Genomic DNA, 24,041 nt, shown 5'->3' with positions numbered 1-24,041 from the left:
GTTTTTATGAGCAACGATAGATATCAAAGTCCATTATCAGAACGTTACGCAAGTAAAGAAATGCAGTATATTTTCTCCCCTGATAAGAAGTTTAAGACATGGAGAAAACTGTGGATTGCACTGGCAGAAGTTGAAAAAGAATTAGGTCTGGATATTACACAGGAACAGATTGATGAACTGAAAGCACATGCAGAAGATATTAATTATGAAGTGGCAAAAGAACGTGAGAAACTGGTCCGTCATGACGTTATGTCTCATGTATATGCTTATGGACAGCAGTGTCCAAAAGCAAAAGGAATCATCCATCTGGGAGCTACTTCCTGCTATGTTGGAGATAACACAGACATTATTATCATGACAGAAGCCCTGAAACTGGTTCGTACCAAGCTTCTCAACGTAATGAATGAGTTATCCAAGTTTGCATTAAAATACAAAGACCTTCCAACCCTTGGATTCACACATTTTCAGCCTGCACAGCCAACAACTGTTGGTAAGAGAGCATCCCTGTGGCTGATGGATCTGGTATATGACCTGGAAGACCTTGATCATGTAATTGAAAACATGCGTCTCCTTGGCTCTAAAGGAACTACAGGAACACAGGCAAGCTTTTTAGAGCTGTTTGAAGGGGACCACGAAACAATCAAGAAAATTGATGGAATGATCGCTGAAAAAATGGGATTCACAAAATGTCAGCCGGTTTCCGGACAGACTTATTCCAGAAAAATTGATTCCCGTGTAATCAATGTATTAAGCCAGATTGCACAGTCTGCACATAAATTCTCGAATGACATCCGTCTGCTTCAGCATCTGAAAGAAGTAGAAGAACCATTTGAAAAGAACCAGATCGGTTCATCTGCAATGGCATATAAGAGAAATCCTATGAGAAGTGAAAGAATCGCATCTCTTGCTAATTATGTAATGTCAGATGCCATGAACCCTGCACTGGTTGCTTCAACACAGTGGTTTGAAAGAACTCTGGATGACTCAGCAAACAAACGTCTGTCTGTACCAGAAGGATTCCTTGCAATTGATGGTATCCTTGATCTGTACTTAAATGTAGTAGACGGACTGGTTGTATATCCAAAAGTTATTGAAAGCCGCCTGATGAGCGAGCTGCCATTTATGGCAACAGAAAATATCATGATGGATGCGGTAAAAGCCGGTGGAGACCGTCAGGAACTTCATGAAAAGATCCGTGTACACTCTATGGCAGCAGGAAAAGTTGTGAAAGAAGAAGGAAAACCAAATGATCTGTTAGACAGAATTGCAGCAGATCCTGCCTTTGGAATGACAAAAGAACAGTTAGAATCCATTATGGATCCAAAGAACTTTGTAGGACGTGCACCACAGCAGACAGAAGAATTCGTAACAGAAGTGGTACAGCCAATACTGGATGCCAATAAAGAAGTGCTGGGAATGACAGCGGAAATTAACGTATAAAAATTAAAAAAAAGAAAGAAGCTTTCTGGAAAAACATCAAAAAAATGTTTGACTGGAAAGTTTTTTTCAGTTATATGGGAAAAGGCAAAATTAAAAGGAAAATAATTATTTTTATAAAGGAATATATGAAAGTTGCTCATTTCGTGCTATAATAATATAGTTATTTTAATAAAAAATATATGATGTAAGGGATGAAAAGAGAAAAGAGAAAAGAAAGATGAAGATGAAGGAGTTATTTGCTAGAAAACGAGCAGCCATTCTTTTGTTTGTGCTGGATATTATATTGATACAGGGAGCTTCTGCTATGGCTATACTCACAAGGTTTGAATTTGTGCCATCACAGGTCGATCCCATGTTTTTAGATACACTTTTTCGGTTTGCATGGATCAATACTTTCTGTACGATCATCATATTTGCAGCGTATCATTTGTATGCCACACTCTGGCGTTTTGCCAGTGTGATGGACTTTCTCAATGTGGTTAAGGCAGTGGGAATCAGTACATTATTTCAGTTTGTGGGAATGCATATGCTGAATCTTCCGATTCCAAGAAGTTATGCAATTCTTTATCTTGGATGGCTGGGTCTGTTTGCAGCCATTCCAAGAATTTTGATTCGTGTACTCCGTGGAGGAAGAAGGGTTCCTCTTCAAAAACCGAATAAGCCACAGATCCCTGTGATGCTGATCGGTGCAGGGGAAGCAGGAAGTATGATCTTAAATGAAATTAAGAACAGCAGTCTTGTTGAGAAGGATATCGTCTGTATCATAGACGATGATCCAAAAAAATGGGGGACATACTTAAATGGAGTACCGGTAGTTGGCGGAAGACAGAGAATACCAAGATATGCTATCCAGTTTGGCATCGAAGAAATCATTCTGGCAATTCCAACGCTTAAGGCAAAAGACAGGAAAAGTATTTTAAATATCTGTAAAAGTACCGGCTGTAAGATGAGTACTCTTCCGGGCTTGTATCAGCTGATCAATTCGGAAGTGAAAGTATCTATGCTTCGTGAAGTACAGATTGAAGATCTTCTGGGAAGAGAAGCAGTTAAAACCAATCTCCCATCCATTATGTCCTATGTGGAAGGACGCAAGGTTATGGTAACCGGAGGTGGGGGATCCATAGGAAGTGAATTATGTCGGCAGATTGCCGGTTATCATCCAAAACAGCTGATCGTTATTGACAATTATGAAAATAACGCATACGAACTTCAGATGGAGTTAAAACGCAAATATCCGGAACTGGATATGATCGTACTGATCGTATCCGTGCAGAATCGAAAAAGAATCCGGAATATCTTTGATAAATACAGACCGGAACTGGTATTTCATGCGGCGGCTCATAAACATGTACCACTTATGGAAAGCAGTCCGTGTGATGCCATAAAGAATAATGTATTTGGTACTTTAAACGTTGCAACTCAGGCAAATGATTTTGGGGTAAAACGTATGGTTTTGATTTCTACAGATAAAGCGGTGCGACCGACCAATATCATGGGAGCTTCCAAACGTATCTGTGAAATGATCATCCAGATGTTTAATCAGAAATCCGATACGGAATATGTAGCAGTACGTTTTGGAAATGTACTGGGAAGTAACGGAAGCGTAGTACCATTGTTTCGAAAACAGATAGCAGCAGGAGGACCGGTAACGGTAACTCATCCTGATATTATCCGCTATTTTATGACAATACCGGAGGCAGTAAGCCTGGTTCTGGAGGCAGGAGCCTACGCAAAAGGCGGCGAAATCTTTATTCTGGATATGGGAGAGCCTGTGAAGATCCTGGATCTGGCAGAAAATATGATCCGATTGTCAGGTTTAACACCAGATGAAGATATCAAGATCGTATTTACAGGACTCAGGCCAGGAGAAAAACTTTATGAAGAACTGCTGATTGATGAAGATAATAAGAAAGAAACAGAAAATGAAAGGATCTTTATTGGACAGCCAATCCCGATCAAAGAGGAAGAATTCTGGGAGAGTTTAAAAGAACTGGAAAAAGCAGCATTTTCAGAAAGTAAAGAAATACGCCAGATTGTGAAGAAAATCGTACCGGAATATACGCTTAAGGAAGATGTATGATAGAATAAAATCGAATGAAAGGAAAAGAGATGTATCAAAAGAAAATCAAAAGATTTTTAGATATTGTTCTATGCGGAGGAGCCATGATATTTTTGTGGCCGGTTTTTTTGATAATCGCAGTCTTAATTAAGCTGGATTCTCCAGGACCGGTATATTTTAAGCAGAAACGCGTGGGAATTCATAAGACTCATTTTGATATATATAAATTCCGGACTATGCGTACAGATACGCCAAAGGATATGCCAACACATCTGTTAAAGGATCCTGAAGCGTATATTACCAGAATGGGCAAATTTTTAAGGAAAACCAGTCTGGATGAACTACCACAGATCTTACATAATGTATTGATAAATGGGGATATGTCCATTATTGGGCCTAGACCAGCACTTTGGAATCAGTATGATTTAATCGAAGAACGTGACAAATATGGCGCGAATGATGTAAAACCGGGAATTTCCGGATGGGCACAGATTCATGGAAGGGATGAACTGGAAATACCGGTAAAAGCAGAACTTGACGGTTATTACGCACAACATCTAAGTTTTTGGATGGATGTAAGATGTTTGTTGGGAACCGTGAAATCTGTTGCCAAAAGTGAAGGTGTAGTAGAAGGTGGAACCGGAGCAATGGAAATGGCAGCAACAAAAGAGGTACAATCTTCAAAACAGCAAAAGATTATGATTTTAACGAATCACTCTTATATGCTATACCAATTCCGAAGGGAACTCATACAGAAACTGATGGAAAATTATAACGTTGTTTTGAGTATGCCATATGTAGGTCATGAAGAAGATTTTAAAGAAATGGGATGCAGATGTATTGAGACTCCTATTGACCGTAGAGGAATTAATCCGAAAACAGACTGGAAATTGATTCGAACATATTTAAAAATGTTAAAAGAAGAAAAGCCAGATATGGTAGTTACCTATTCTATTAAGCCAAATATCTACGCGGGACTGGTTTGCAGTTTACTGAACATACCATACTGTGCCAATGTACAAGGTCTTGGAACCGCATTCCAGAAACCAGGTCTGGCAGAGTTTGTAACCATCTTATATAAGCTTGCATTTCGAAAGGTAAAAACGGTTTTCTTTGAGAATAAAGAAAATGCCAGAGAATTTCGTAAGAGAAAGATTTTATCACAAAATCAGCAGACCATTTTACCAGGAGCAGGAGTAAATTTAGAACACTATACATATTTTCCATATAAAGAGGCAGATAGCATACATTTTTTGTTTGTAGGACGTGTTATGGAAGAAAAAGGTGTAAATGAGCTGTTTCGTGCCATGAAAGCTTTAAAAAAGCAATATGGCGAAAAAGTTGTATTAGATATGATTGGTTTCTTTGAAGATGAATATAAACAGGAAGTAGAAGAGCTTCAGAAAGAAGATATTGTAAAATTTCATGGCTTTCAGGAAGAAGTCAGACCATTTTATAAAAAAGCACACTGTGTTGTGCTGCCATCGTATCATGAAGGAATGTCCAATGTACTTTTAGAGGCAGCAGCCAGTGGAAGGGCACTGATCACCAGTGACATTCCAGGATGCAGAGAAGCCGTAAGTAAAGGAATAAATGGATATTTGTGTAAGGTTAAGAATGCAAAAGACCTGTATAAAAAGATGCAGCAATTTGTTGAACTAAGTCCAGAGGAAAGAGAAATGATGGGACAAAAAGGAAGACAAAAAATGAAGAAACAGTTTGCAAAAGAGATGGTAGTAGAGAAAACAATCAGAGCAATCGTAGACTAGAAAGAAGGACACTATGTCAAGTTATATTCTAATTATTCTATGGATAGGAATTGCACCGTTATTATTGAGTAATGCAAACACTCAGGAAGCAATTCAAGTACAAGGGAAAATTGAATATCGATATAAACTGTTATGGGCGTTTTTGATCTTCTTGCCGATTATCATTATGGCAGGGACGAGAGGAGATTTTGCGGATACAGCGGTATATCGTCAAAATTTTATTAACATGCCACAGTCTTTTTCTGGTTTACCGCATTATATAGCATCGTTAACGAAGGATAAAGGATTTTATATTTTGTCGGCGATTTTAAGAGTTATTATAGGCAATCATGATGTTGCTTATTTTATGATTCTTGCATTTATTCAAGGCATTTGTCTTTTGTTTGCATATCGGAAATATTCTTGTAATTATGTAATTAGCGTATTCTTATTTTTGTCTTCTAGCGATTATATATCATGGATGTATAATGGAATTCGTCAATTTACTGCCGTTGCCATTACATTTGCATGCATTGGTTTGATATTAGAAGATAAAAAAATAAAATTCATTATCTTTGTTTTAATAGCTTCGACAATGCACCAAAGTGCATTATTATTAATACCATTTATTTTTATAGTAAAAGGAGACGCATGGAATAAAAGGACTGTTTTATTTATTATTGCAATACTTTTAGCAATAGCATTTATTGGAAAATTTACCAGCATTTTAGATAGCGGACTAGCTGATACACAATATAAAAATGTGGTTAGTGATTGGCAAGAAGCCCAAGATGACGGAACAAATGTATTAAGGGTGTTAGTTTATGCGGTGCCAACAGTTTTATCTTACATTGGTAGGAAAATAATATGGGAAGAAAATGATTCTCTTATCAATTTGTGTGTTAATATGTCGATTATATCGACTGGATTTTATGTAATATCTATGTTTACGAGCGGAATTTTCATTGGAAGAATACCGATTTATTTTTCATTATACAATTATATTTTATTACCATGGGAGATTGAACATTTATTTACGGAAAAATCACAAAAGATTGTGTATTTGGGGTTAATAGGATTTTATTTGTTATTTTATTATTATCAGATGCATTTAACATGGGGGCTTATTTAAAGATAAGGGAAGGTAAAGGATATGCCAGGAACATTAATTGTATCATTAGATTTTGAATTATTTTGGGGAATGCAGGATTGTACTTCGTTAAGTGATTATCGTGCTAATGTACTTGGCGGGCGTGAAGCGATCCCTAAACTTTTAGAAATGTTTAAGCATTATCAAATTCACGCAACATGGGCAACAGTAGGATTTATGTTTGCAGAAAATTTTGATGAGTTGCGACAGTATTTTCCTGAGAAAGGCAAGTTTCCCACATATACAAATAAAAAGTTGTTGTCTTATCGGTGTTTTTCTAAAATTGGAGAAAATGAACAAACGGCACCATGTTTTTATGCACCTTCATTGATTAAAGAAATTGCATGTACTGATGGACAGGAAATAGCAAGTCATACATTTTCACATTATTATTGCAGAGAAAAAGGACAGACATTGGAGCAGTTTGAGGAAGACATTAAAGCGGCAGTGGCTTTGGCAAGTGATAAAGGATACTCTTTATCATCGATTGTTTTGCCGAGAAATCAATGTTCAGATGAGTATATAGCAGTGTTAAATAAATTCGGAATTAATGCATATCGTGATGAAGAAAATGACTGGATTCATGAAAAGATAAGATTTCGTCCTTTATTAAGATTGTTACGTTTAGCCGATGTGTATTTTCCATTGACTGGTCAAGGTGGATATCATCCTAATATTGAAAATGGAATTGTAAATTTGGTTGGTTCTAGAATGTATAAACCAATTATGAAACCATTGAAATTTCTAGAGCCTTTAAAAATGATGAGAATAAAAAAACAAATGTTACATGCTGCTAAAAATGGATTGACATTTCATTTGTGGTGGCATCCACATAATATTGGAATTATGACAGAAGATCATTTAAAACAATTAGAAGAGATTTTTCAATATTATCGATATTTAAATAAAAAATATGGCATGAAAAGCCTGAATATGAGGGAAGTAGCAAGGAAACAGATAGGATAGGGAGAGTGTCATGTATCAATTCTATTACGCAGATCGTCGAAAAAAAAATAGTCGAACAGAATATAGAAGAAATATAAAAAATGAATATATGGTTACAGCAATTCGTCCGACTATGTGGGAGGAACATTGTTTAGAATGTTCTGCTCCAACATGTTATAAAGATTGTGTCCATTATGCTGAACGAAAAGACGGGAGATGCAAACGTTTTGATAATGGTATGCAGACATTTGCTGATAAACGTGCGTGTTGTGGACAAGGAACCCATATTCAATTTCGCAAGTGGGCCAACATGATGACTATCATTTTTCCTGCGATGTTATCACCAAAGGCTTATTATCAATTATGTAAAAAAAATCAGAAATTGGGGAACATCTTAAAAAAAATCGCAAACAGCAAATTACCAACGAAAGTAAAATGGGAAAGTATCAGAACAATTGAATTTTTGCGACGCAGAAATCTTCGGAAGTTAGATGGATTGGACAATCAACCAGATGCATTTTTATTTCATGGGTATAGTCATGAAAAGGAAGCATATCAGCTAATCATTGAAATATATGATGATCATACTCCAGTATTTAAGACATCTTTAAAAGTAGTACCGGGTGAGAATCTTCATGTGATAGAAAGACAAAATCTATCTCCAGAATGTTGGAAGACAGGGAATCTATTAAAAGTATATCCTGAAAATAATATTGAAGCTTTAATAGATATTTTATGGTGTGATTTTGTGAAAGGCAAGAAAGTGATAAAAGAGGGATCAGCTAATACTGTAAAATGTGTTGTTTGGGATTTAGATAATACGTTATGGGATGGAACTTTAATTGAGACTGATGATCCAAATACATTGCAATTGAAAGATCATGTATTAGATGTCATGAAAGATTTAGATGCAAAAGGTATTATTCAATCTATAGCAAGCAAGAATGATTATGAATCAGCTTGGAAAGTAGTTGAGAACTTAGGCATAGCAGATTACTTTTTATATCCTCAAATTCATTGGAATGCAAAAAGCAATTCTATGTTACAAATAGCAACAAGCCTTAATATTGGTATTGATACATTTGCATTTATTGATGATTCTATTTTTGAGAGAGAACAGGTGAAATCTGTATATCCGCAGATTAGAGTTTATGATGAAACTGAGATTGAAACGCTTTTAGCTCGCCCAGAATTTGATGTTGTAGTAACAGAAGAAAGCAAGAATCGTCGCCTTATGTATAAAGCAGAGGAAAAAAGAAATCAGTTATTGAATAGTGGGAATAATGATACGATTGAATTTCTAAACCAATGTAATTTGCAATTGCAATTGTTTGAACCGAAAACAGAAGAAGAAAAATTGCGTTGTTATGAATTAGTTATAAGAACAAATCAATTAAACATGTCTGGAAATAAATATTCAAAGGAAGAATTTGCAAAGGTACTTAATCGAGAGAATCATAATAATTTCGCTTTTTCATGCAAAGATGACTTTGGAGAATATGGTATTGTCGGATATGGTCAATATTATGTTAAGGATAGTGAACTAATTTTTACAGAATTTGCGATGTCATGTAGAGTTGCTGGAAAGTATGTAGAGAGTGCATTATTTCATGAATTATTGTATAAAGAAAAATGCGATAGTGGAAAGTTTTTTATTAAAAAAACCAAAAAAAATGTATTATTAAGAAATACGTTAGAAGAAATAGGATTTGTGATTCAAAAACAAAGTGATAAATTGGTTCAATATTCTTTTGATTCTAGATTAAATAATGCATCAATAGTAAAAGTTTTTGGAGAAATGAAATGATAAAAATATTATTTTTAATTCACGATTTATCTCAAGGCGGAGCAGAAAAAGTTCTTGTTAATTTAGTTAATAATATGAATCATAAAGAATTTGATATTTCAGTGATTGCATTATTTGGTGGGGGAGTGAATGAACAATTTCTATCATCGGAAATTCATTACCATTTTATTTGGGAAAGAATGATACGAGGCAATAGTAAAATTATGAAATTACTTTCTCCTAATCAGCTATATAAAAAATGTGTAGGTAATGAAAAGTATGATATTGTAATTTCATATTTGGAAGGTCCGTCTGCTCGTATAGTAAGTGGATGTACGGATCCAAAAACAAAGTTAGTATCATGGATTCATGTGGAGCAACATGATGCTAAAAAGGCTTCACGAGCATTTCGATCAATAAAGGAAGCAAAAAATTGTTATTTAAAGTTTGACAAAACAATTGCAGTTTCCGATTATGTAGCGAATGATTTTCACAGCATTTTTTCAGATATTAATCCTGAAGTTTTATATAATACAGTAGAAAGTGATGTTATTCTTAGAAAATCTAGAGAATTAGTGAGCGAAAATTTATTTCATTCGGAAGAAATAAAATTATGTGGCATTGGTACACTTAAAAAATCAAAGGGTTTTGACCGATTACTTAGAATACATAAGAAATTAATTGATGAAAAATTTCCTGTGCATACTTATTTATTAGGATCTGGGGAAGAAGAAGAAAATTTAAAAAGATGGATTAAAAAGAATAATTTAGAAAAAAGTTTTACTTTTTTAGGATATCAGACAAATCCATATAAATATACCGCTAAATGTGATTTATTTATTTGTACTTCTTTTGCAGAAGGGTTTAGCACAGCGGCAACAGAGTCTTTGATTGTTGGCACTCCTGTATGTACAGTCGAAGTGTCAGGAATGAAAGAAATGCTAGGTGAAAATAATGAATATGGTATTATAACAGAAAATGATGAAGAAGCACTGTATGAAGCAATAAAAGGTTTGATAGGGTCTCCTGATTTATTAAATAAGTATAAAAGAAAAGCGCGCGAACGTGGAAAGTTATTTAGTACAGAGCAAACTGTAGCGGCTACAGAAAAAATGTTAAAGGGGTTAACTAAGGTATGACAATTCTTGATAAAGTAAAAAATAAAGTAGAACAGCACAATCCGATTGCACAAAAACGAAGACACAAAATGCGTGCTCAACTTAAAAATAAAGATATTACATTTTTGGCTCCTAATTGTTTAGGAGGTATTTTATTTCATGATTTAGGATTAAAGTTTATGTCACCGACAGTCAATTTGATGATGACACAAACAGATTTTGTTAAATTTGTCACTCATTTAGATGATTATTTGGCTAAAGATTTTAAATTTTTTAAACATCCAGAATATACTTGTCCATGTGCGAAATTAGGTGATATTACTATCCATTTTACTCATTATACATCTGAAGAAGAGGCAGTAATCAAATGGAAAGAACGAGTAAAAAGAATAAATAAAAATAATTTGTTCGTTTTTTGCGAAGAGCGAGATGGAATTACAGAAGAAGAAATAAAAGCTCTTGGGCAAATAAAAGCTCGAGGTATTGTTGTATTTACTGCGAAGGAATATAACGATATTCCGTATACGCTTTATCTTCCTAAATATCATGATGATGGGGAAGTTGGCAATATTTTAGCAAGAAATTATTTTGATGATAGTCGTGAATATGAAAATTGTTTTGATTTTGTTAAGTGGTTTAATGAAGCTAAAGGTAGAGAATATAATATTTCTCCATTTGTGAAATAAGGATTGAAAATATGAAAGTTTTACAAGTATGTGCATATGGGGCAACGTATCCAGGTAATTTTATTGCTTCTCTTGAAAGATTGGAAGAAAGACTTCAAGACATGGGAATAGAAACAATTTATGCTTTTGTTGAAAAAGCAGCAAAATATAATTGGTGTAAATCTATTCAGAAAAGAGCCAAAGTATATTTTTTACCAGAGGTCAAAGCTCGTATTTTGCCAAAAACATATAAAATATTTAAAAAAATTTATAAAGAACATGATATATCAGTTATACATACTCATTTTGAACTTTATGATATTCCAGCTACAGTAACAGCACCAAAAGATGTGAAAATCTTTTGGCATTTGCATGATCCAATTACTTTACAAAAAGGTTTAAGAAAATATCTTTGGAAATTTCAATATGGAACTGTGGGAAAAAAAGCGGAACTTTTGTCTGTGGCAGATTATTACCGAGAGAGTGTCATTAAAATGGGTTTTCCTAAAAGACAAACTAATATTGTTCTTAATTGTATCGATTTAGATAGGATACAAGATTGTAGTCAATTGTCAGAAAAGGAGTATGATTTTTTGACATTTGGATGGGACTTTTATAGAAAAGGAGACGATTTAATACTTAAGGCATGTGAGAGACTTGCAAAAGAAGGATATATTTTTAAACTTTTACTTAATGGCAATGACAAGACTTGGTTAGAGTTAGATAATTTTTTACAGGGATCTGCTCCTTCCTATCTTGTAAAAGGAAATCCAGTAGAGGATGTAAATGAACTTTTTTGTATTTCAAAAGTATTTATTCAGGCGAGCAGAAAGGAAACATTTTCTTATGCAGTTTGTGAAGCGGCTTATGCTGGCTTGCCTATTATTAGTAGCGATATTGCAGGATTAGAATGGGCACATGATTTGCCGTCAATAGATTTTTTTGAGACAGAAAATGTTGATAGTTTGTTTGATAAAATGAAAAAATATTTGGATGGGAAAAAAATTGAATCAAAAACTATGAAACAAACACAGCTAGTAGTGTCAGAAAGATATTCGTTAGATGTTTGGGTAAATAAAATATTATACCATTATGATATAAAGTAAAGGAATATGTATTATTTTTGTTAAAATTATATGTTGTTGATATTTTATATATACATACTATAGTTATATATTTATGGAAACTGAACTTAAAAAATTGTTGGAGAAAAGGGATGAAAATTTTAATAATTAATGGGGACTATATTCAAACAAATACATCTGCAAATTTGTGTCATTTATCATATATTAAAGGGTTAGTTGACTCAGGTTATAAAGTAACATTACTTAGTGCTGATGGACGAGATTACGTATCAGATACCTCTATGATAATACCTGACGAAGTGGAAAGGTATACATATTATGGTGTGTCATTTTATGAAAAAATGTCATTGAAGAAGAAACAAAGAAATAACCGATTAGAAGAAAGTATGCAATCAGTTATAATAAGTGATGATGACAAACCAAGTTTAAAAGGAAGAACAATAAAATTTATAAAAAAGCTTGTTTTGTCTCTATACGGTGTTCATGGTACTTATGTAAAATTTATGAAAGAGGCTCAATCATTTCAATCCAATGAAGAGTTTGATTATATTTTATCCATTTCAACACCAGCAACGAGCCATTTATTAGCCCATAATTTAATAAAAAGTGGTCATATAAGTGGCAAACATTGGATTCAAATTTGGGAAGATCCTTGGTATAGTGATGCGTATGGCTATAATAGTGATAAACGTATTTATAGAGAAGAGAAACGATTGATATCTTTTGCAGAAAAAGTTTGTTATGTAAGTCCACTAACATTAAAAAATCAAAAAAAATTATATCCTGAATTTGCAAATAAAATGTATTGGCAACCACTTCCTTATTATTATAAAGAAGAACAACGGACACAAAAGAATTTACAAAGGAATAGTTATGGATATTTTGGTGCATATTATCCAGCAGCTAGAAATTTAGAACCTTTTTATCAAGCAGCTATTCGAACTGGTGTTCGGGTAAATATTTGTGGTGATCCCAGTAATTTATTTGTTCCTACTGAGCATGTGCATATTTATCCAAGATTACCCTTAGATGAATTGAAACCTATTGAAGATAGTACAAATGTATTGATTTTTTTATGTAATCGAAAAGGTGGACAAATTCCAGGAAAAATATATCAATATTCAGCGACAAATAAAATAATCTTGTTTATTATGGACGGAACTTCGGAGGAACAAGAAGTGTTGAAAAATTATTTTGGGAAATTTAATCGATATATGTTTTGTGAAAATACAGTTGAAGATATTATTCGAGCAATTAAACAGATTGAAGATGGAAATTTTGGAAATATAGAAAATAAACCAGTTGATGATTTTAATCCCAAAGTAACAATACATAAAATACTTGAGGGTGTTAAGGAGTAGTCATGGAACAAAAGTCATTAATTAGTGTGATTGTACCTGTTTATAACGTTGAACAATGGTTAGAACGTTGCATTGAATCTATTTGTCGTCAATCTTATCATAATTTGCAAATTATACTTGTAGATGATGGATCAACAGATAATAGTGGGAAAATTTGTGACAGATTTGCGTTAACAGATTCGCGCGTTTTAGTTATTCATAAGAAAAACGGTGGATTATCTGATGCAAGAAATGCTGGTATGTTACAAGCAAAAGGAGAATATATCAGTTTTGTCGATAGTGATGATTGGCTTGAATCATTGTTTTATGAAAATTTGTTTTTCGTAATTCAAAAGTATGATTGTGATATTGTCGGTTGTGAATATCAAAAAAAGAAAGAACAGATATTAGAAACTACAGATATAAGTAATATTTCGGAACAGGTCTTTGATAGAACTAGTGCCATGAGTGCATTAATTGATAATAGAATTCAACAGGTTGTTTGGAATAAATTATATAAACAAAAGATTATAGAAGATATTTTTTTTAAAAAAGGAAAATATCATGAAGATGAATTTTGGAGTTATCAGGTTTTTGCTCGTGCTAAGACGTATGTGTCAATTGATTATATTGGATACAATTATTTTCAACGAGAAAATAGTATTATGGGAGAAGAATATTCGCTTAAACGCTTAGATGCTGTAGAAGCAAAAGTGGAGAGGCAGAATTTTTTGAATTCCCATTTTTCTGAATTGGTAGTAAAAGGAAAAATTAATTTAATTTTCACATGTTTGTATCACGGACAGCTATCGCTTACTTACCTTCCAAAGAATGAACAAAAAAAAGCGTTGAAGTATCTAAAAAGTATTATAGAACAATTTAGAGTAAATGGTAAGGAAACTAAGGATTTATCATTTTCTCACAAAATATGGTTATTTTTGGCTAAGAATCAATTTTTGTTTGCCTGTATACTTCGTAATTTATTTAAAGTAGGATTATAGAATTTAAAGGAGATTGATGTGTAATGGGATTTAAGTTTAAGGATAAAATAAAACGTATTCTACATATAGTAAATGAGGAAAAAGCTGCAATGGAGTATTGTTATAAGTATGGATTTAAATCAGGAAAAAATTTTCATTATAATTCTGGTTATCCTATTGATTCAAATTGGCCGTGGTTGATCTCAGTAGGAGATAATGTTACTTTGGCAACTGGAGCCAAATTATTGGCACATGATGCTAGTACAGCTCCTGGTTGTCGTTATACTAAAATAGGAATTGTAAAATTAGGTAACAATGTATTTATTGGTTGTAATTCTATTGTATTATGTAATGTAAGAATAGGTGATAATGTTATTGTCGGAGCAGGAAGTGTTGTTACACATGATTTGGAGAGTAATGGTGTATATGTCGGGAATCCTGCCAAATTTATTTGTTCTTATGATGAATATGCAAAACGCCATACTAAAAATGTTCATAAAGGGGGGGAGAATATTTTCGTAACACTATGGTATGAGTGGCCTGATGCAAGTGAAGACATGAAAAATGAAATGCGTAGTATATTAGAAAATACCTATGGTTATGTTAAATGATGAAAAAGGATTTTTATAAATGAAGAAAGGGAATGAATTGATTAGCGTTATTATTCCAGTTTATCAAGTTGAAAAGTATTTGGAGCGTTGTATAAAGAGTGTTATAAATCAGACATATGATAATTTAGAGATTATTTTGATAGATGATGGGTCTAAAGATAAAAGTGGAAAAATCTGTGATGAATATTCTAAGATAGATTCTAGAATCCGAGTAATACATACGGAAAACAAAGGAGTTTCCTTGGCAAGAAATATAGGGATAGATAGTGCAACGGGGGATTACATTCTTTTTTGTGATGCCGATGATTTTGTTCAATCAGATTGGTGCGATAAGCTTTACAGAGGTTTCAAAAGCAAGACCAATGTTTTACCTGTTTGTAATTATTATAGAATATGTGACAATATATTAAAAGCAAATAAAAAAGATATTTGTGATACATATGATGAAATAATAACAAATGAAGATTTTTTTCTTCTTAATAAAGGAGAATTACTTGGTATTCCCTGGAATAAATTATATTCAAGAAATATTATTGAGAATAATAAGATTCGCTTTAATGAAAGTCTTTCATTGGGAGAGGATTTAATTTTTGTATTGGATTATATTATGTGTAGTCGTTGTGATTTTAAAATAATAAATGTGCCTTTATATAATTATTCAGTTGGAAATAATGAAGGATTAAGTGAAAAATATTATTCAGATTTAAATGCCATTTATAAAATTTTATATAAAAAATTATTTGAGACTTTTCAAGTGCTTAAATGTAATAAAAATAATTATAAAAAAGAATATTATCAATCATATTTTTATGCATTTGATCGAGTTTTTAGAAATACATGGTCAAAAGAAAATACAGCTGATATTTTTTCTAAAATAATATATAATTCTAAAGTTTTTCATTCAAAAGAATTTAAAAAATGTAGTAAATCAATCAATAAATCTAATATTAATATAGTTCAATACTGGGGCTTATGTAGTAATTCTTATATTATATATTATTTAAGTATTAAATTCTCTGAATTTATTAGTAGGATAAAAAAGAAGATGTTAGGAGTTTAATTTATGAAATATGTATTATATTATCATACAGGGAGTGAGAATCATGGCTGTGAGGCATTGGTACGATCAACGTCCAAGATTATACAAGAAAAACCAATTCTTTACTCAATGGGATATGAAGAAGATTTGAAATATGAAATAGATCAGATTGCTGACGTGCACGATGATAAAATTTTAAAATTAGAGCGTCATTCGTTAAAATATTTAATTTCTGCAATTTTGATTAAATTAGTGAAATCAACAATATTATATACATATTTTTCTCGAAAAAGTTTAATGAATGGAATAAAAACTGATGACATTTGTTTGTCAATTGGTGGGGATAATTACTGTTATAATGGAAGAGAAATAATGGCAGATCTTAATCACATTATGAAACGGAAAGGAATAAAAACTGTTTTATGGGGATGTTCCATTGATCCAGAGGTTTTAACCTCTGCAGTGATTGAAGATTTAAAACGATATGACTTGATTACTGTTAGGGAATCAATTACAATGCAAGCACTTGCGTATAGAGGCGTAGTAAAAAATGTGCGTACAGTTTCTGATCCTGCTTTCGTATTACCTGATCAAAAAGTTGATTTACCTATGGGCTTTCTCGAAGGCAAAACAGTTGGAATTAATCTTAGTCCTTTAATTTTACAATATACAGAATATAAAGCACAAGTATTAGATTCTTTTTATAGATTGATTCAAGAGATTTTAGATACAACAGATAATATGATTGCATTGATTCCTCATGTTGTAAAAAAGGGAAATAGTGATTTAGAAATTTTAAAACCTATTTATGAACATTTTAAAAGTTCAAATCGTGTAATTTTAATCTCTGATCAAAATTGTATGAAGTTAAAATACATTATTTCAAAGTGCCGTATTATGATTGCAGCAAGAACTCATGCTTCAATTGCCGCATATTCATCATGTGTACCAACTTTAGTAATTGGGTATTCTGTAAAAAGTAGAGGAATTGCCATTGATTTGTTTGGTAAAGAAGATAATTATGTTATTCCAGTTCAAATGATTCAGAAAGCTGACGATTTATTAGAAGTGTATCATTGGATAGAGTATCATGAAAATGAAATTAGGAATCAACTTAATCAAATCATGCCGGAATATAAAGAAAAGGCGTTGAGAGCAAAAGTTTATTTAGATGAATTAAAAACAAAAGATAATTAATTATCATATGGGAAGAAAAAATGAAAAAACAAATTAATCAATTACGTATGGGTGTTGTTTTATCTTATCTTAACTTGGTTTTAGGAAGTTTGATACCTTTTTTTTATACACCAGTTATGTTGCGGATATTAGGACAAGCTGAGTATGGACTTTATTCGTTATCAAGTTCTGCGATTAGCTATCTCACATTGTTAAGTTTTGGTTTTGGAAGCACTATTATCCGTTATATTGCTAAATATAGGGCAGAAGGAAATAAAAAAGCAGTTGAGAATACCTTTGGATTCTTTTTAATATTATATAGTTTTTTATCTGTGTTAGTTATGTTAGTGGGAATTGCTATTGCTAATAATGTTGAACCTATTTTTCATCGAGGTTTAACTGTGTATGAACTGGATAAAGTTCATATATTAGTTTTGATTATGACTTTTAATACAGCACTTTCATTTCCAGTTAGTGTATTTTCTTCTGTTGTATTGGCATATGAGAAGTATATATTTCGTCGATTGGTGGATATGATTTCTACTGTAATTGTCCCAATTGCAAATCTTATAGCTCTTTATTTAGGGTTTGCGTCAGTAGGGATGGCAGTGGTTTCTACTATTTTGCAGCTAATAATGTTACCTTTAAATATAGGATATAGTTTTAAATGTTTGCATATAAGACCTAAATTTTCACGATTGCCAAGCAAATTGATTCATGAAATGTTGGGGTTTTCTGTATATATTTTTTTGGGTACACTAGTAGATATGTTATTTTGGTCAACAGATAAAGTGATTCTTGGGATGCTTACCAGTAGCGTTGTTGTTGCAGTTTATAATGTTGGTGGAACATTTAATAATATTGTTATGAATTTATCAACATCAATTTCTGGTGTATTAACACCTAGAATAACTGGAATGGTTATTAAAAAAGCAACAAAAGAGAAGCTTACCGAGTTATTTATTCGGGTAGGAAGAATTCAATATTTTATTATTGCATTAATTATCTCAGGATTTACAGTTTTTGGACAAACTTTTATTAAACTATGGGCGGGATCTAATTATTTAGATGCCTATTGGATTGCTATTTTAACATTGTTTCCATTGTGTATTCCGTTGATCCAAAATACGGGAATGAGCATTGTTGTTGCACAGAATAAGCATCAATTTAGAGCTAAGGTATATTTTATAATAGCTGTTACAAATGTTATTTCCACTTATATAGTTGTGCCATATTTAGGTGGAATTGGAGCAGCATTATGTTCATGTATTTCATATTTACTGGGACAAGGATTAATTATGAATATTTATTATTATAAAATTACAGGAATAGATATTCCTATGTTTTGGCGAAACATAGCTAAGATGTCAATAATTCCTGCTGTTATGATGAGTATTGGATTACTATTAAATAAATTTATTATTTTAAATAATTGGTTTTTCTTTTTTGTTAACGTATTCATTTATACTGTCATATACTGTATTCTAATGTACGGATTTATTTTAAATAATTATGAAAAAGATATTGTGAGACAACCGATAAATAAATTGATGCAATACATTCATGCGAAAAATAGAAAAATTTAAGAGGGTATTTTAATGAAAAAAATAATGTTAGTTTTTGGAACACGTCCTGAAGCAATTAAGATGTGTCCTTTGGTGAATGAATTAAAAACAAGAAAAAATATAAAGACAATTGTTTGTGTTAGTGGACAGCATAGAGAAATGTTAAATCAGGTTTTAGAAGCATTTAAAGTCGTTCCAGATTATGATTTGTCTATTATGAAGCAAAATCAGACTTTATTTGATATTACAACTAACATATTAAATAAGGTTAAGGTAGTTTTGGAAGAAGTAAGACCAGATGTTGTTTTAGTCCATGGAGATACTTCAACAACTTTTGTTACATCTTTAGCATGTTTTTATATGCAGATTCCTGTTGGTCATGTAGAAGCTGGTTTGCGTACCTATAATATATATTCACCATATCCTGAAGAGTTTAATCGTCAGGCAGTGAGTATTATAAGTAAATATAATTTTGCTCCAACGGAACTTTCAAAAAATAATCTTATTAAAGAAGGAAAAAAAGAAAATACAATTTATGTTACTGGAAATACAGCAATAGATGCGTTAAAAACTACAATTAAGGATGATTATAAACATCCTGAACTTGAATGGGCAGAAGATAGTCGATTAATAATGATTACAGCGCATCGTCGAGAAAACTTAGGAGAACCTATGATTCATATGTTTAAGGCTATCAAACGAGTTATGGATGAACATTCTGATGTGAAGGCTATTTATCCAATTCATATGAATCCGGAAGTTAGAAAAGTAGCAAATGATATTTTGGGTGGAGATGATAGAATACATATTATAGAACCATTAGAAGTTTTTGACTTTCATAATTTTTTAAATAGAAGTTATTTAATATTAACTGATTCAGGAGGAATTCAAGAAGAAGCTCCTTCACTTGGAAAGCCAGTGTTGGTTATGAGAGATACTACTGAAAGACCAGAAGGAATTGCCGCAGGTACCTTAAAACTAGTAGGAACAGAGGAAGAGACAATTTATCAGAATTTTAAAAAATTATTAGAAGATCAACAAGAATATGCCAAAATGAGTAATGCAAGTAATCCTTACGGAGATGGATTCGCAAGCAAAAGAATAGCTGATATTTTAGAAAATAAATAAATTAAAATAAATCTGTATATCAACAATTGAAAGGAGATGTCAATATTGCCGCATTTAGCTAGTCATAATGATTGTACCGGATGTACAGCGTGTGTTTCTTCATGCCCAATAAAATGTATTATTATGAAAACGGATAAAGAAGGTTTTCTCCAGCCCGTTGTAAATTCTCAATACTGTGTTGACTGTAAAATATGTGAGAAAAGTTGCCCAGTGATACATTCTATGGCTTTAAATGAGTATAAAACAAAAGCCTATGCGGCGTATTCTTTAAATACAAAACTTAGAGAATGCAGTTCTTCTGGTGGAATTTTTTCTGAACTGGCTTATGCAATTTTGGATATGGGAGGAGTAGTGTATGGAGCAGCTTATTCAGAAGATTTTTCGGTAAAACATATTTGTATAGATTCCAAAAATCATATATCAAAACTTCAAGGAGCAAAATATGTACAAAGTGAACTAGGAGATTGTTTCTCTGAAATTCTAAAGAAGCTTCAGAAAAAACAAATAGTTCTTTTTTCAGGAACTCCTTGTCAGGTTGCGGGATTAAAACAATTTTTAAATAAGCCTTATGAATCATTGTTTTGTGTAGATTTTATTTGTCATAGTGTTCCCTCTCCAATGGCTTGGATGGAATACGTAAAATACAGAGCTAAGATAGACAATAATGGAAAAAATCCGATTTGGATAAATCTTAGATCAAAACATACGGGTTGGAGCCGTTTTCAGTATTCGAATATTTATAAGTATAGCGATGACAAAAAATATGTATCTATAAATTCAAAAGATTTATTTATGAAATTATTTGTGTCAAATTCTATATCTAGATTATCTTGTGAACATTGTCATTTTAAAGGATATAATAGAGTCAGCGATATTACTTTAGGTGATTTTTGGGGAATATGGGATGTGGCACCAGAAATGGATGACAATAAAGGAACATCGGCTGTTCTTATCCATACTGATAAAGGAAAAAAGTTGATGAATAGAATTTTAAAAGAAATTAAAATTCTTCCGGTAAAATTAGATCAGGTTAGTGAAAAAAATCCTTCTATTTTGTACTCTTCTATTTTGAATAATAATAGAAGTGAAGTTTTTGACTATATTCGAGCAGATAAAATGGAGAAAATTGTTGATTTATTACATACAAATAGCACGGAAAAAAAATCCTTTATTAATTTAATTAAAATAAAAGCAAGAAACATTTTCCATAGATAAAATTTGTATATGTTTCATTGTACACTGATGTAATTTTTAAAAGGAGATTTGTAAAAATGTCAAAGAAAAAAGGGTTAACATTTTTGTTTATATTGTTAATAATAGTTGGAATTTTCATAATTATATTTTTAAATAGAACTTCCTTTTTTTTAGAAGATTTAGCCAAAGGAAGAGTTTTGGCGTGGCATGATGAATTTGATAAACTAAATACACAAGTGTGGGATTATGAAATAGGCGCAGTTAGAAATAAAGAACATCAAATTTATACTTCAGACAATAAAAATGTATTTTGTGAAAATGGAATTTTACATTTAAAGGCAATAAAAGATAATCCGAAAAAGGGATATGCGTGGAGTTCAGGATCCATTATTTCTAGAAAAGGTTTTGCATTTGGTACAGGATTAATTGAAGCAAAAGTAAAGTATGATTCTCAAAAAGGTTGTTGGCCTGCCTTTTGGGGGACTGGGTATAATTATTGGAGAGATTTTAATTTATCAGTTAACCAAGGTATTAATTGGCCTGAATGTGGGGAAATTGATATGGTTGAGTTTACCCATAATAGACAACATCAAAGTGGTACAATTTGGGTGCAAGATGATACGGGAAAAATGTGCTTCGAGAAAACAAAATTGTCAGATTTTGAATATGATGATAAATGGCATATTGTAGGAATGGAGCGAACTGAAAATACAATAAAATTTTACTATGATAGAAATCTAATAGGAAAATTAGAAAAAAAAGATTTTCAAGAAGAATTATATTCACCATTTAACGTTATTTTTGATCTTGCAATTGGAGGTGGCTCTCAAGAGAATCCTGAAGAGTCTCTTACTGAAACAGAATTTCAGGTTGATTGGATTAGATATTATCTACCAGAATCAGAAAAGAAATTAAAAAAGCCATCAAAATTAAAACTAGATTGTGGAAAGGAATTTGAATTGCAGGCTGGACAGCGTCGAGTTTTGAATCCACAATTTAACATTAAAAATGTCCCTAATTATTGTATAAATTGGAGTAGTTCTGATGAAAGTGTTGCGACTTGCAAAGCAGGAACAGTAAAAGCTATTTCCAATGGTGTGACAACAATTACTGCGATTACATCAGATGGATTAAAAGCAAGTACTATATTAAAGGTCATACAAGATGCAACTAATAATATTAAAGATATAAATTTATATGTTGATTCACCATTCATAGATTATAATACAACCTCAGTAATTCGTACAGTTGTAAAACCTGAATACAATACAGATCCTAGATTAGTATGGAATAGTAGTGATGAAAATATTGCGACAGTAAAAGATGGAGTGGTGTCTGCAATTAATCCTAAAGGAGGCAAAGTTATTATTACATGTTCTTCTGCAGATGGTCAAGTTAGTAAGTCTGTGTCGTTAAATTGTAAGCCGGAAGTGGATGATACAATTAATACGAAAGGTTTAGTTGCAAAATACACCAAAAAGGGTTGGAGAAAGGATAATTGGAAGAGTGATCTTGCTAATGGGGAAGATTTTAAAGTTACAGGAGATTCATCAACAGGATTAGAATTTCTAAGTGGAAAGGGTTTTCAACAAAAATATATTTCAGATGATTCTGCATATGTAGAAAATGGAAGACATATTGCAGGAATGGGTTTATTTGATATAAATGGTCCATTTACTGTTGCTGTACGATATTTTTATCCTGCTGGTGTGGAGAATAGTGGTGGTAATGCATTTGAAATTGTAAATTCCAATGGAACGGAAGCTGGAAATATTCAACTTCAGTCAACGCATATTTATGTTAAAGATAATAACGGAATGAATATAATTAATAAAGAGTTTGAAATTGACTCTAATCTTTCGCGAGATAGAATTGTAAATGCAATACTAGTAAAAGATACTAATCAAATAATAAAACTTTATATTAATGGAAAATTAATTTTAGAAGAGCAAGATTTTAAAAATTTAGAGAAAATGAATATATCTGGAATGAATTTAATGATTGGTAATAAATCTATTTCAAATGCCGTTTATCAAGCTTTTATTGCATACGATAGAGCATTAGAAAAAGAAGAAGTATTATCATTAGAGAACTCTCTTGATTTAATGTATAAATAATATAACAGAGTGAGAAAAATTATGTTAAGGTGGTTATGATGAAACGATGTTATAGAAATCCTGCTATTGATTTAACCAAATATATAGCATCTTTATTTGTAATTGGTATCCATGTAGCACCATTAAAGAATATTTCAGATTTTGGAAATTTCTATTTGGAAAATGTTATATTTAGGGTTGCAGTGCCGTTTTTTATTGTATGTAGTGGATATTATTTAGCACAAAAATTAGAATTTAAAGATAATAAATGTTTGAATAATTCTTCAAATTCTAATTATATAAAAAAATATAAAAAAAAAATAATGGTTTTGTATATAGAGTGGTCTCTGATATATTTATTATTTAGTATACCTACATGGTTAGAGACGGGGTGGTTTTCGATTCATGCATTTATTGATTGGGGATTAGCACTGGTTGTAAATGGTTCATACTATCATTTGTGGTATTTATTGTGCATTATTTATGCAATCATTATTTTAAGATTTTGGTGCTAGAATATAAATAGTACAAGTCAAAATGAGAATTCCCAATCTATTATTTCATGGTACAATGTAGGTACCGCACTGAAGGAGGATCTCATTATGGCAAAGCATTATGACAAACAATTTAAACTGGATGCAGTCCAGTATTATCATGATCACAGAGACTTAGGACTGCAGGGCTGTGCATCAAATTTAGGAATCAGCCAACAAACATTATCACGTTGGCAAAAGGAGCTACGTGAGACAGGTGATATTGAATGCCGTGGTTCCGGTAATTATGCTTCTGATGAAGCAAAAGAAATCGCACGATTAAAACGTGAACTTCGTGATGCACAGGACGCTCTTGATGTACTAAAAAAAGCAATCAACATTCTGGGAAAATGACGGAAGCCATTTATCTCGAAGTTGCTGAG

At 32.0% G+C, this 24,041-nt stretch carries 20 protein-coding genes; all 20 read left to right on the top strand.

Features of this window, described 5'->3' with window-relative positions; translation table 11 throughout:
- Positions 1-6: 6 nt before the first annotated feature.
- The 20 genes from purB to KTB61_RS04195 all read left to right on the top strand — a co-directional run bounded on the left by purB (position 7) and on the right by KTB61_RS04195 (position 24,012).
- Positions 7-1,440 carry an adenylosuccinate lyase gene (gene purB, locus KTB61_RS04290; protein ID WP_216696890.1) on the top strand — a complete coding sequence of 478 codons (1,434 nt, stop codon included), beginning with the start codon at positions 7-9 and terminating at the stop codon, positions 1,438-1,440.
- Positions 1,441-1,657: 217 nt separating this feature from the next.
- A complete protein-coding gene (locus tag KTB61_RS04285; protein WP_216696889.1) occupies positions 1,658-3,520 on the top strand; it encodes a polysaccharide biosynthesis protein in 1,863 nt (620 codons plus the stop codon).
- A 29-nt stretch (positions 3,521-3,549) separates the two neighbouring features.
- Positions 3,550-5,268, top strand: a complete 1,719-nt coding sequence (locus KTB61_RS13210; RefSeq protein WP_216696888.1) for a sugar transferase — start codon at positions 3,550-3,552, stop codon at positions 5,266-5,268.
- Between the two features lie 13 nt (positions 5,269-5,281).
- Positions 5,282-6,379, top strand: a complete 1,098-nt coding sequence (locus KTB61_RS04275) for an EpsG family protein (protein ID WP_216696887.1) — start codon at positions 5,282-5,284, stop codon at positions 6,377-6,379.
- A 21-nt stretch (positions 6,380-6,400) separates the two neighbouring features.
- Positions 6,401-7,363 (top strand): polysaccharide deacetylase family protein, encoded by a 963-nt coding sequence (locus tag KTB61_RS04270; RefSeq protein WP_216696886.1) that lies wholly within the window; start codon positions 6,401-6,403, stop codon positions 7,361-7,363.
- A 10-nt stretch (positions 7,364-7,373) separates the two neighbouring features.
- Positions 7,374-9,149 carry an HAD-IIIC family phosphatase gene (locus KTB61_RS04265; RefSeq protein ID WP_216696885.1) on the top strand — a complete coding sequence of 592 codons (1,776 nt, stop codon included), beginning with the start codon at positions 7,374-7,376 and terminating at the stop codon, positions 9,147-9,149.
- Positions 9,146-10,267 (top strand): glycosyltransferase, encoded by a 1,122-nt coding sequence (locus tag KTB61_RS04260; RefSeq protein WP_216696884.1) that lies wholly within the window; start codon positions 9,146-9,148, stop codon positions 10,265-10,267. Before KTB61_RS04265 ends, KTB61_RS04260 begins: the two co-directional genes overlap by 4 nt.
- The gene (locus tag KTB61_RS04255) at positions 10,264-10,932 is read left to right on the top strand and encodes a DUF1919 domain-containing protein (protein ID WP_216696883.1); all 669 of its coding nucleotides are present in this window, start codon (positions 10,264-10,266) and stop codon (positions 10,930-10,932) included. Before KTB61_RS04260 ends, KTB61_RS04255 begins: the two co-directional genes overlap by 4 nt.
- 11 nt (positions 10,933-10,943) lie before the next feature.
- Positions 10,944-12,017 (top strand): glycosyltransferase family 4 protein, encoded by a 1,074-nt coding sequence (locus KTB61_RS04250; protein WP_216696882.1) that lies wholly within the window; start codon positions 10,944-10,946, stop codon positions 12,015-12,017.
- A 110-nt stretch (positions 12,018-12,127) separates the two neighbouring features.
- On the top strand, positions 12,128-13,357 hold the full coding sequence (locus KTB61_RS04245; RefSeq protein ID WP_216696881.1) for a glycosyltransferase family protein: 1,230 nt from the start codon (positions 12,128-12,130) through the stop codon (positions 13,355-13,357).
- 2 nt (positions 13,358-13,359) lie between these two features.
- Positions 13,360-14,337 (top strand): glycosyltransferase family 2 protein, encoded by a 978-nt coding sequence (locus tag KTB61_RS04240; protein ID WP_216696880.1) that lies wholly within the window; start codon positions 13,360-13,362, stop codon positions 14,335-14,337.
- A gap of 23 nt (positions 14,338-14,360) precedes the next feature.
- Positions 14,361-14,927, top strand: coding sequence for an acyltransferase (locus tag KTB61_RS04235; RefSeq protein ID WP_216696879.1), 567 nt, complete (start codon positions 14,361-14,363; stop codon positions 14,925-14,927).
- Between the two features lie 19 nt (positions 14,928-14,946).
- A complete protein-coding gene (locus KTB61_RS04230; protein WP_216696878.1) occupies positions 14,947-15,987 on the top strand; it encodes a glycosyltransferase family 2 protein in 1,041 nt (346 codons plus the stop codon).
- A 3-nt stretch (positions 15,988-15,990) separates the two neighbouring features.
- Entirely contained in the window at positions 15,991-17,163 is a 1,173-nt protein-coding gene (locus KTB61_RS04225; RefSeq protein WP_216696877.1) for a polysaccharide pyruvyl transferase family protein, read from the top strand.
- Between the two features lie 20 nt (positions 17,164-17,183).
- Positions 17,184-18,728, top strand: a complete 1,545-nt coding sequence (locus tag KTB61_RS04220; RefSeq protein ID WP_216696876.1) for an oligosaccharide flippase family protein — start codon at positions 17,184-17,186, stop codon at positions 18,726-18,728.
- 12 nt (positions 18,729-18,740) lie between these two features.
- Positions 18,741-19,835 carry a non-hydrolyzing UDP-N-acetylglucosamine 2-epimerase gene (wecB, locus tag KTB61_RS04215; RefSeq protein WP_216696875.1) on the top strand — a complete coding sequence of 365 codons (1,095 nt, stop codon included), beginning with the start codon at positions 18,741-18,743 and terminating at the stop codon, positions 19,833-19,835.
- A 36-nt stretch (positions 19,836-19,871) separates the two neighbouring features.
- The gene (locus KTB61_RS04210) at positions 19,872-21,050 is read left to right on the top strand and encodes a Coenzyme F420 hydrogenase/dehydrogenase, beta subunit C-terminal domain (RefSeq protein WP_269145772.1); all 1,179 of its coding nucleotides are present in this window, start codon (positions 19,872-19,874) and stop codon (positions 21,048-21,050) included.
- Positions 21,051-21,106: 56 nt separating this feature from the next.
- Positions 21,107-23,146: a family 16 glycosylhydrolase gene (locus KTB61_RS04205; protein WP_216696873.1), complete on the top strand. Its 2,040-nt coding sequence runs from the start codon at positions 21,107-21,109 to the stop codon at positions 23,144-23,146.
- Positions 23,147-23,184: 38 nt separating this feature from the next.
- Positions 23,185-23,640, top strand: a complete 456-nt coding sequence (locus KTB61_RS04200; RefSeq protein ID WP_216696872.1) for an acyltransferase family protein — start codon at positions 23,185-23,187, stop codon at positions 23,638-23,640.
- 87 nt (positions 23,641-23,727) lie between these two features.
- A complete protein-coding gene (locus tag KTB61_RS04195) occupies positions 23,728-24,012 on the top strand; it encodes a transposase (RefSeq protein WP_009245215.1) in 285 nt (94 codons plus the stop codon).
- Positions 24,013-24,041: the final 29 nt, after the last annotated feature.

The sequence above is a fragment of the Anaerostipes faecalis genome, from assembly GCF_018982945.1.
Taxonomy (GTDB): domain Bacteria; phylum Bacillota; class Clostridia; order Lachnospirales; family Lachnospiraceae; genus Anaerostipes; species Anaerostipes faecalis.
The sequence above is the reverse complement of the archived record's forward strand: the minus strand, read 5'-3'. Positions and strand labels throughout refer to the sequence as shown.

What these genes read in the sequence shown, in the direction of transcription:
- KTB61_RS04240 (WP_216696880.1), top strand. Translation starts at nt 13,360, where the DNA reads ATGGAACAAAAGTCATTAATTAGTGTGATTGTACCTGTTTATAACGTT.
- purB (WP_216696890.1), top strand. Translation starts at nt 7, where the DNA reads ATGAGCAACGATAGATATCAAAGTCCATTATCAGAACGTTACGCAAGT.
- KTB61_RS04250 (WP_216696882.1), top strand. Translation starts at nt 10,944, where the DNA reads ATGAAAGTTTTACAAGTATGTGCATATGGGGCAACGTATCCAGGTAAT.
- KTB61_RS04205 (WP_216696873.1), top strand. Translation starts at nt 21,107, where the DNA reads ATGTCAAAGAAAAAAGGGTTAACATTTTTGTTTATATTGTTAATAATA.
- KTB61_RS04230 (WP_216696878.1), top strand. Translation starts at nt 14,947, where the DNA reads ATGAAGAAAGGGAATGAATTGATTAGCGTTATTATTCCAGTTTATCAA.
- KTB61_RS04255 (WP_216696883.1), top strand. Translation starts at nt 10,264, where the DNA reads ATGACAATTCTTGATAAAGTAAAAAATAAAGTAGAACAGCACAATCCG.
- KTB61_RS04200 (WP_216696872.1), top strand. Translation starts at nt 23,185, where the DNA reads ATGAAACGATGTTATAGAAATCCTGCTATTGATTTAACCAAATATATA.
- KTB61_RS04275 (WP_216696887.1), top strand. Translation starts at nt 5,282, where the DNA reads ATGTCAAGTTATATTCTAATTATTCTATGGATAGGAATTGCACCGTTA.
- KTB61_RS04270 (WP_216696886.1), top strand. Translation starts at nt 6,401, where the DNA reads ATGCCAGGAACATTAATTGTATCATTAGATTTTGAATTATTTTGGGGA.
- KTB61_RS04245 (WP_216696881.1), top strand. Translation starts at nt 12,128, where the DNA reads ATGAAAATTTTAATAATTAATGGGGACTATATTCAAACAAATACATCT.
- KTB61_RS04195 (WP_009245215.1), top strand. Translation starts at nt 23,728, where the DNA reads ATGGCAAAGCATTATGACAAACAATTTAAACTGGATGCAGTCCAGTAT.
- KTB61_RS13210 (WP_216696888.1), top strand. Translation starts at nt 3,550, where the DNA reads ATGTATCAAAAGAAAATCAAAAGATTTTTAGATATTGTTCTATGCGGA.
- KTB61_RS04210 (WP_269145772.1), top strand. Translation starts at nt 19,872, where the DNA reads ATGTCAATATTGCCGCATTTAGCTAGTCATAATGATTGTACCGGATGT.
- KTB61_RS04265 (WP_216696885.1), top strand. Translation starts at nt 7,374, where the DNA reads ATGTATCAATTCTATTACGCAGATCGTCGAAAAAAAAATAGTCGAACA.
- KTB61_RS04220 (WP_216696876.1), top strand. Translation starts at nt 17,184, where the DNA reads ATGAAAAAACAAATTAATCAATTACGTATGGGTGTTGTTTTATCTTAT.
- KTB61_RS04225 (WP_216696877.1), top strand. Translation starts at nt 15,991, where the DNA reads ATGAAATATGTATTATATTATCATACAGGGAGTGAGAATCATGGCTGT.
- wecB (WP_216696875.1), top strand. Translation starts at nt 18,741, where the DNA reads ATGAAAAAAATAATGTTAGTTTTTGGAACACGTCCTGAAGCAATTAAG.
- KTB61_RS04260 (WP_216696884.1), top strand. Translation starts at nt 9,146, where the DNA reads ATGATAAAAATATTATTTTTAATTCACGATTTATCTCAAGGCGGAGCA.
- KTB61_RS04285 (WP_216696889.1), top strand. Translation starts at nt 1,658, where the DNA reads ATGAAGATGAAGGAGTTATTTGCTAGAAAACGAGCAGCCATTCTTTTG.
- KTB61_RS04235 (WP_216696879.1), top strand. Translation starts at nt 14,361, where the DNA reads ATGGGATTTAAGTTTAAGGATAAAATAAAACGTATTCTACATATAGTA.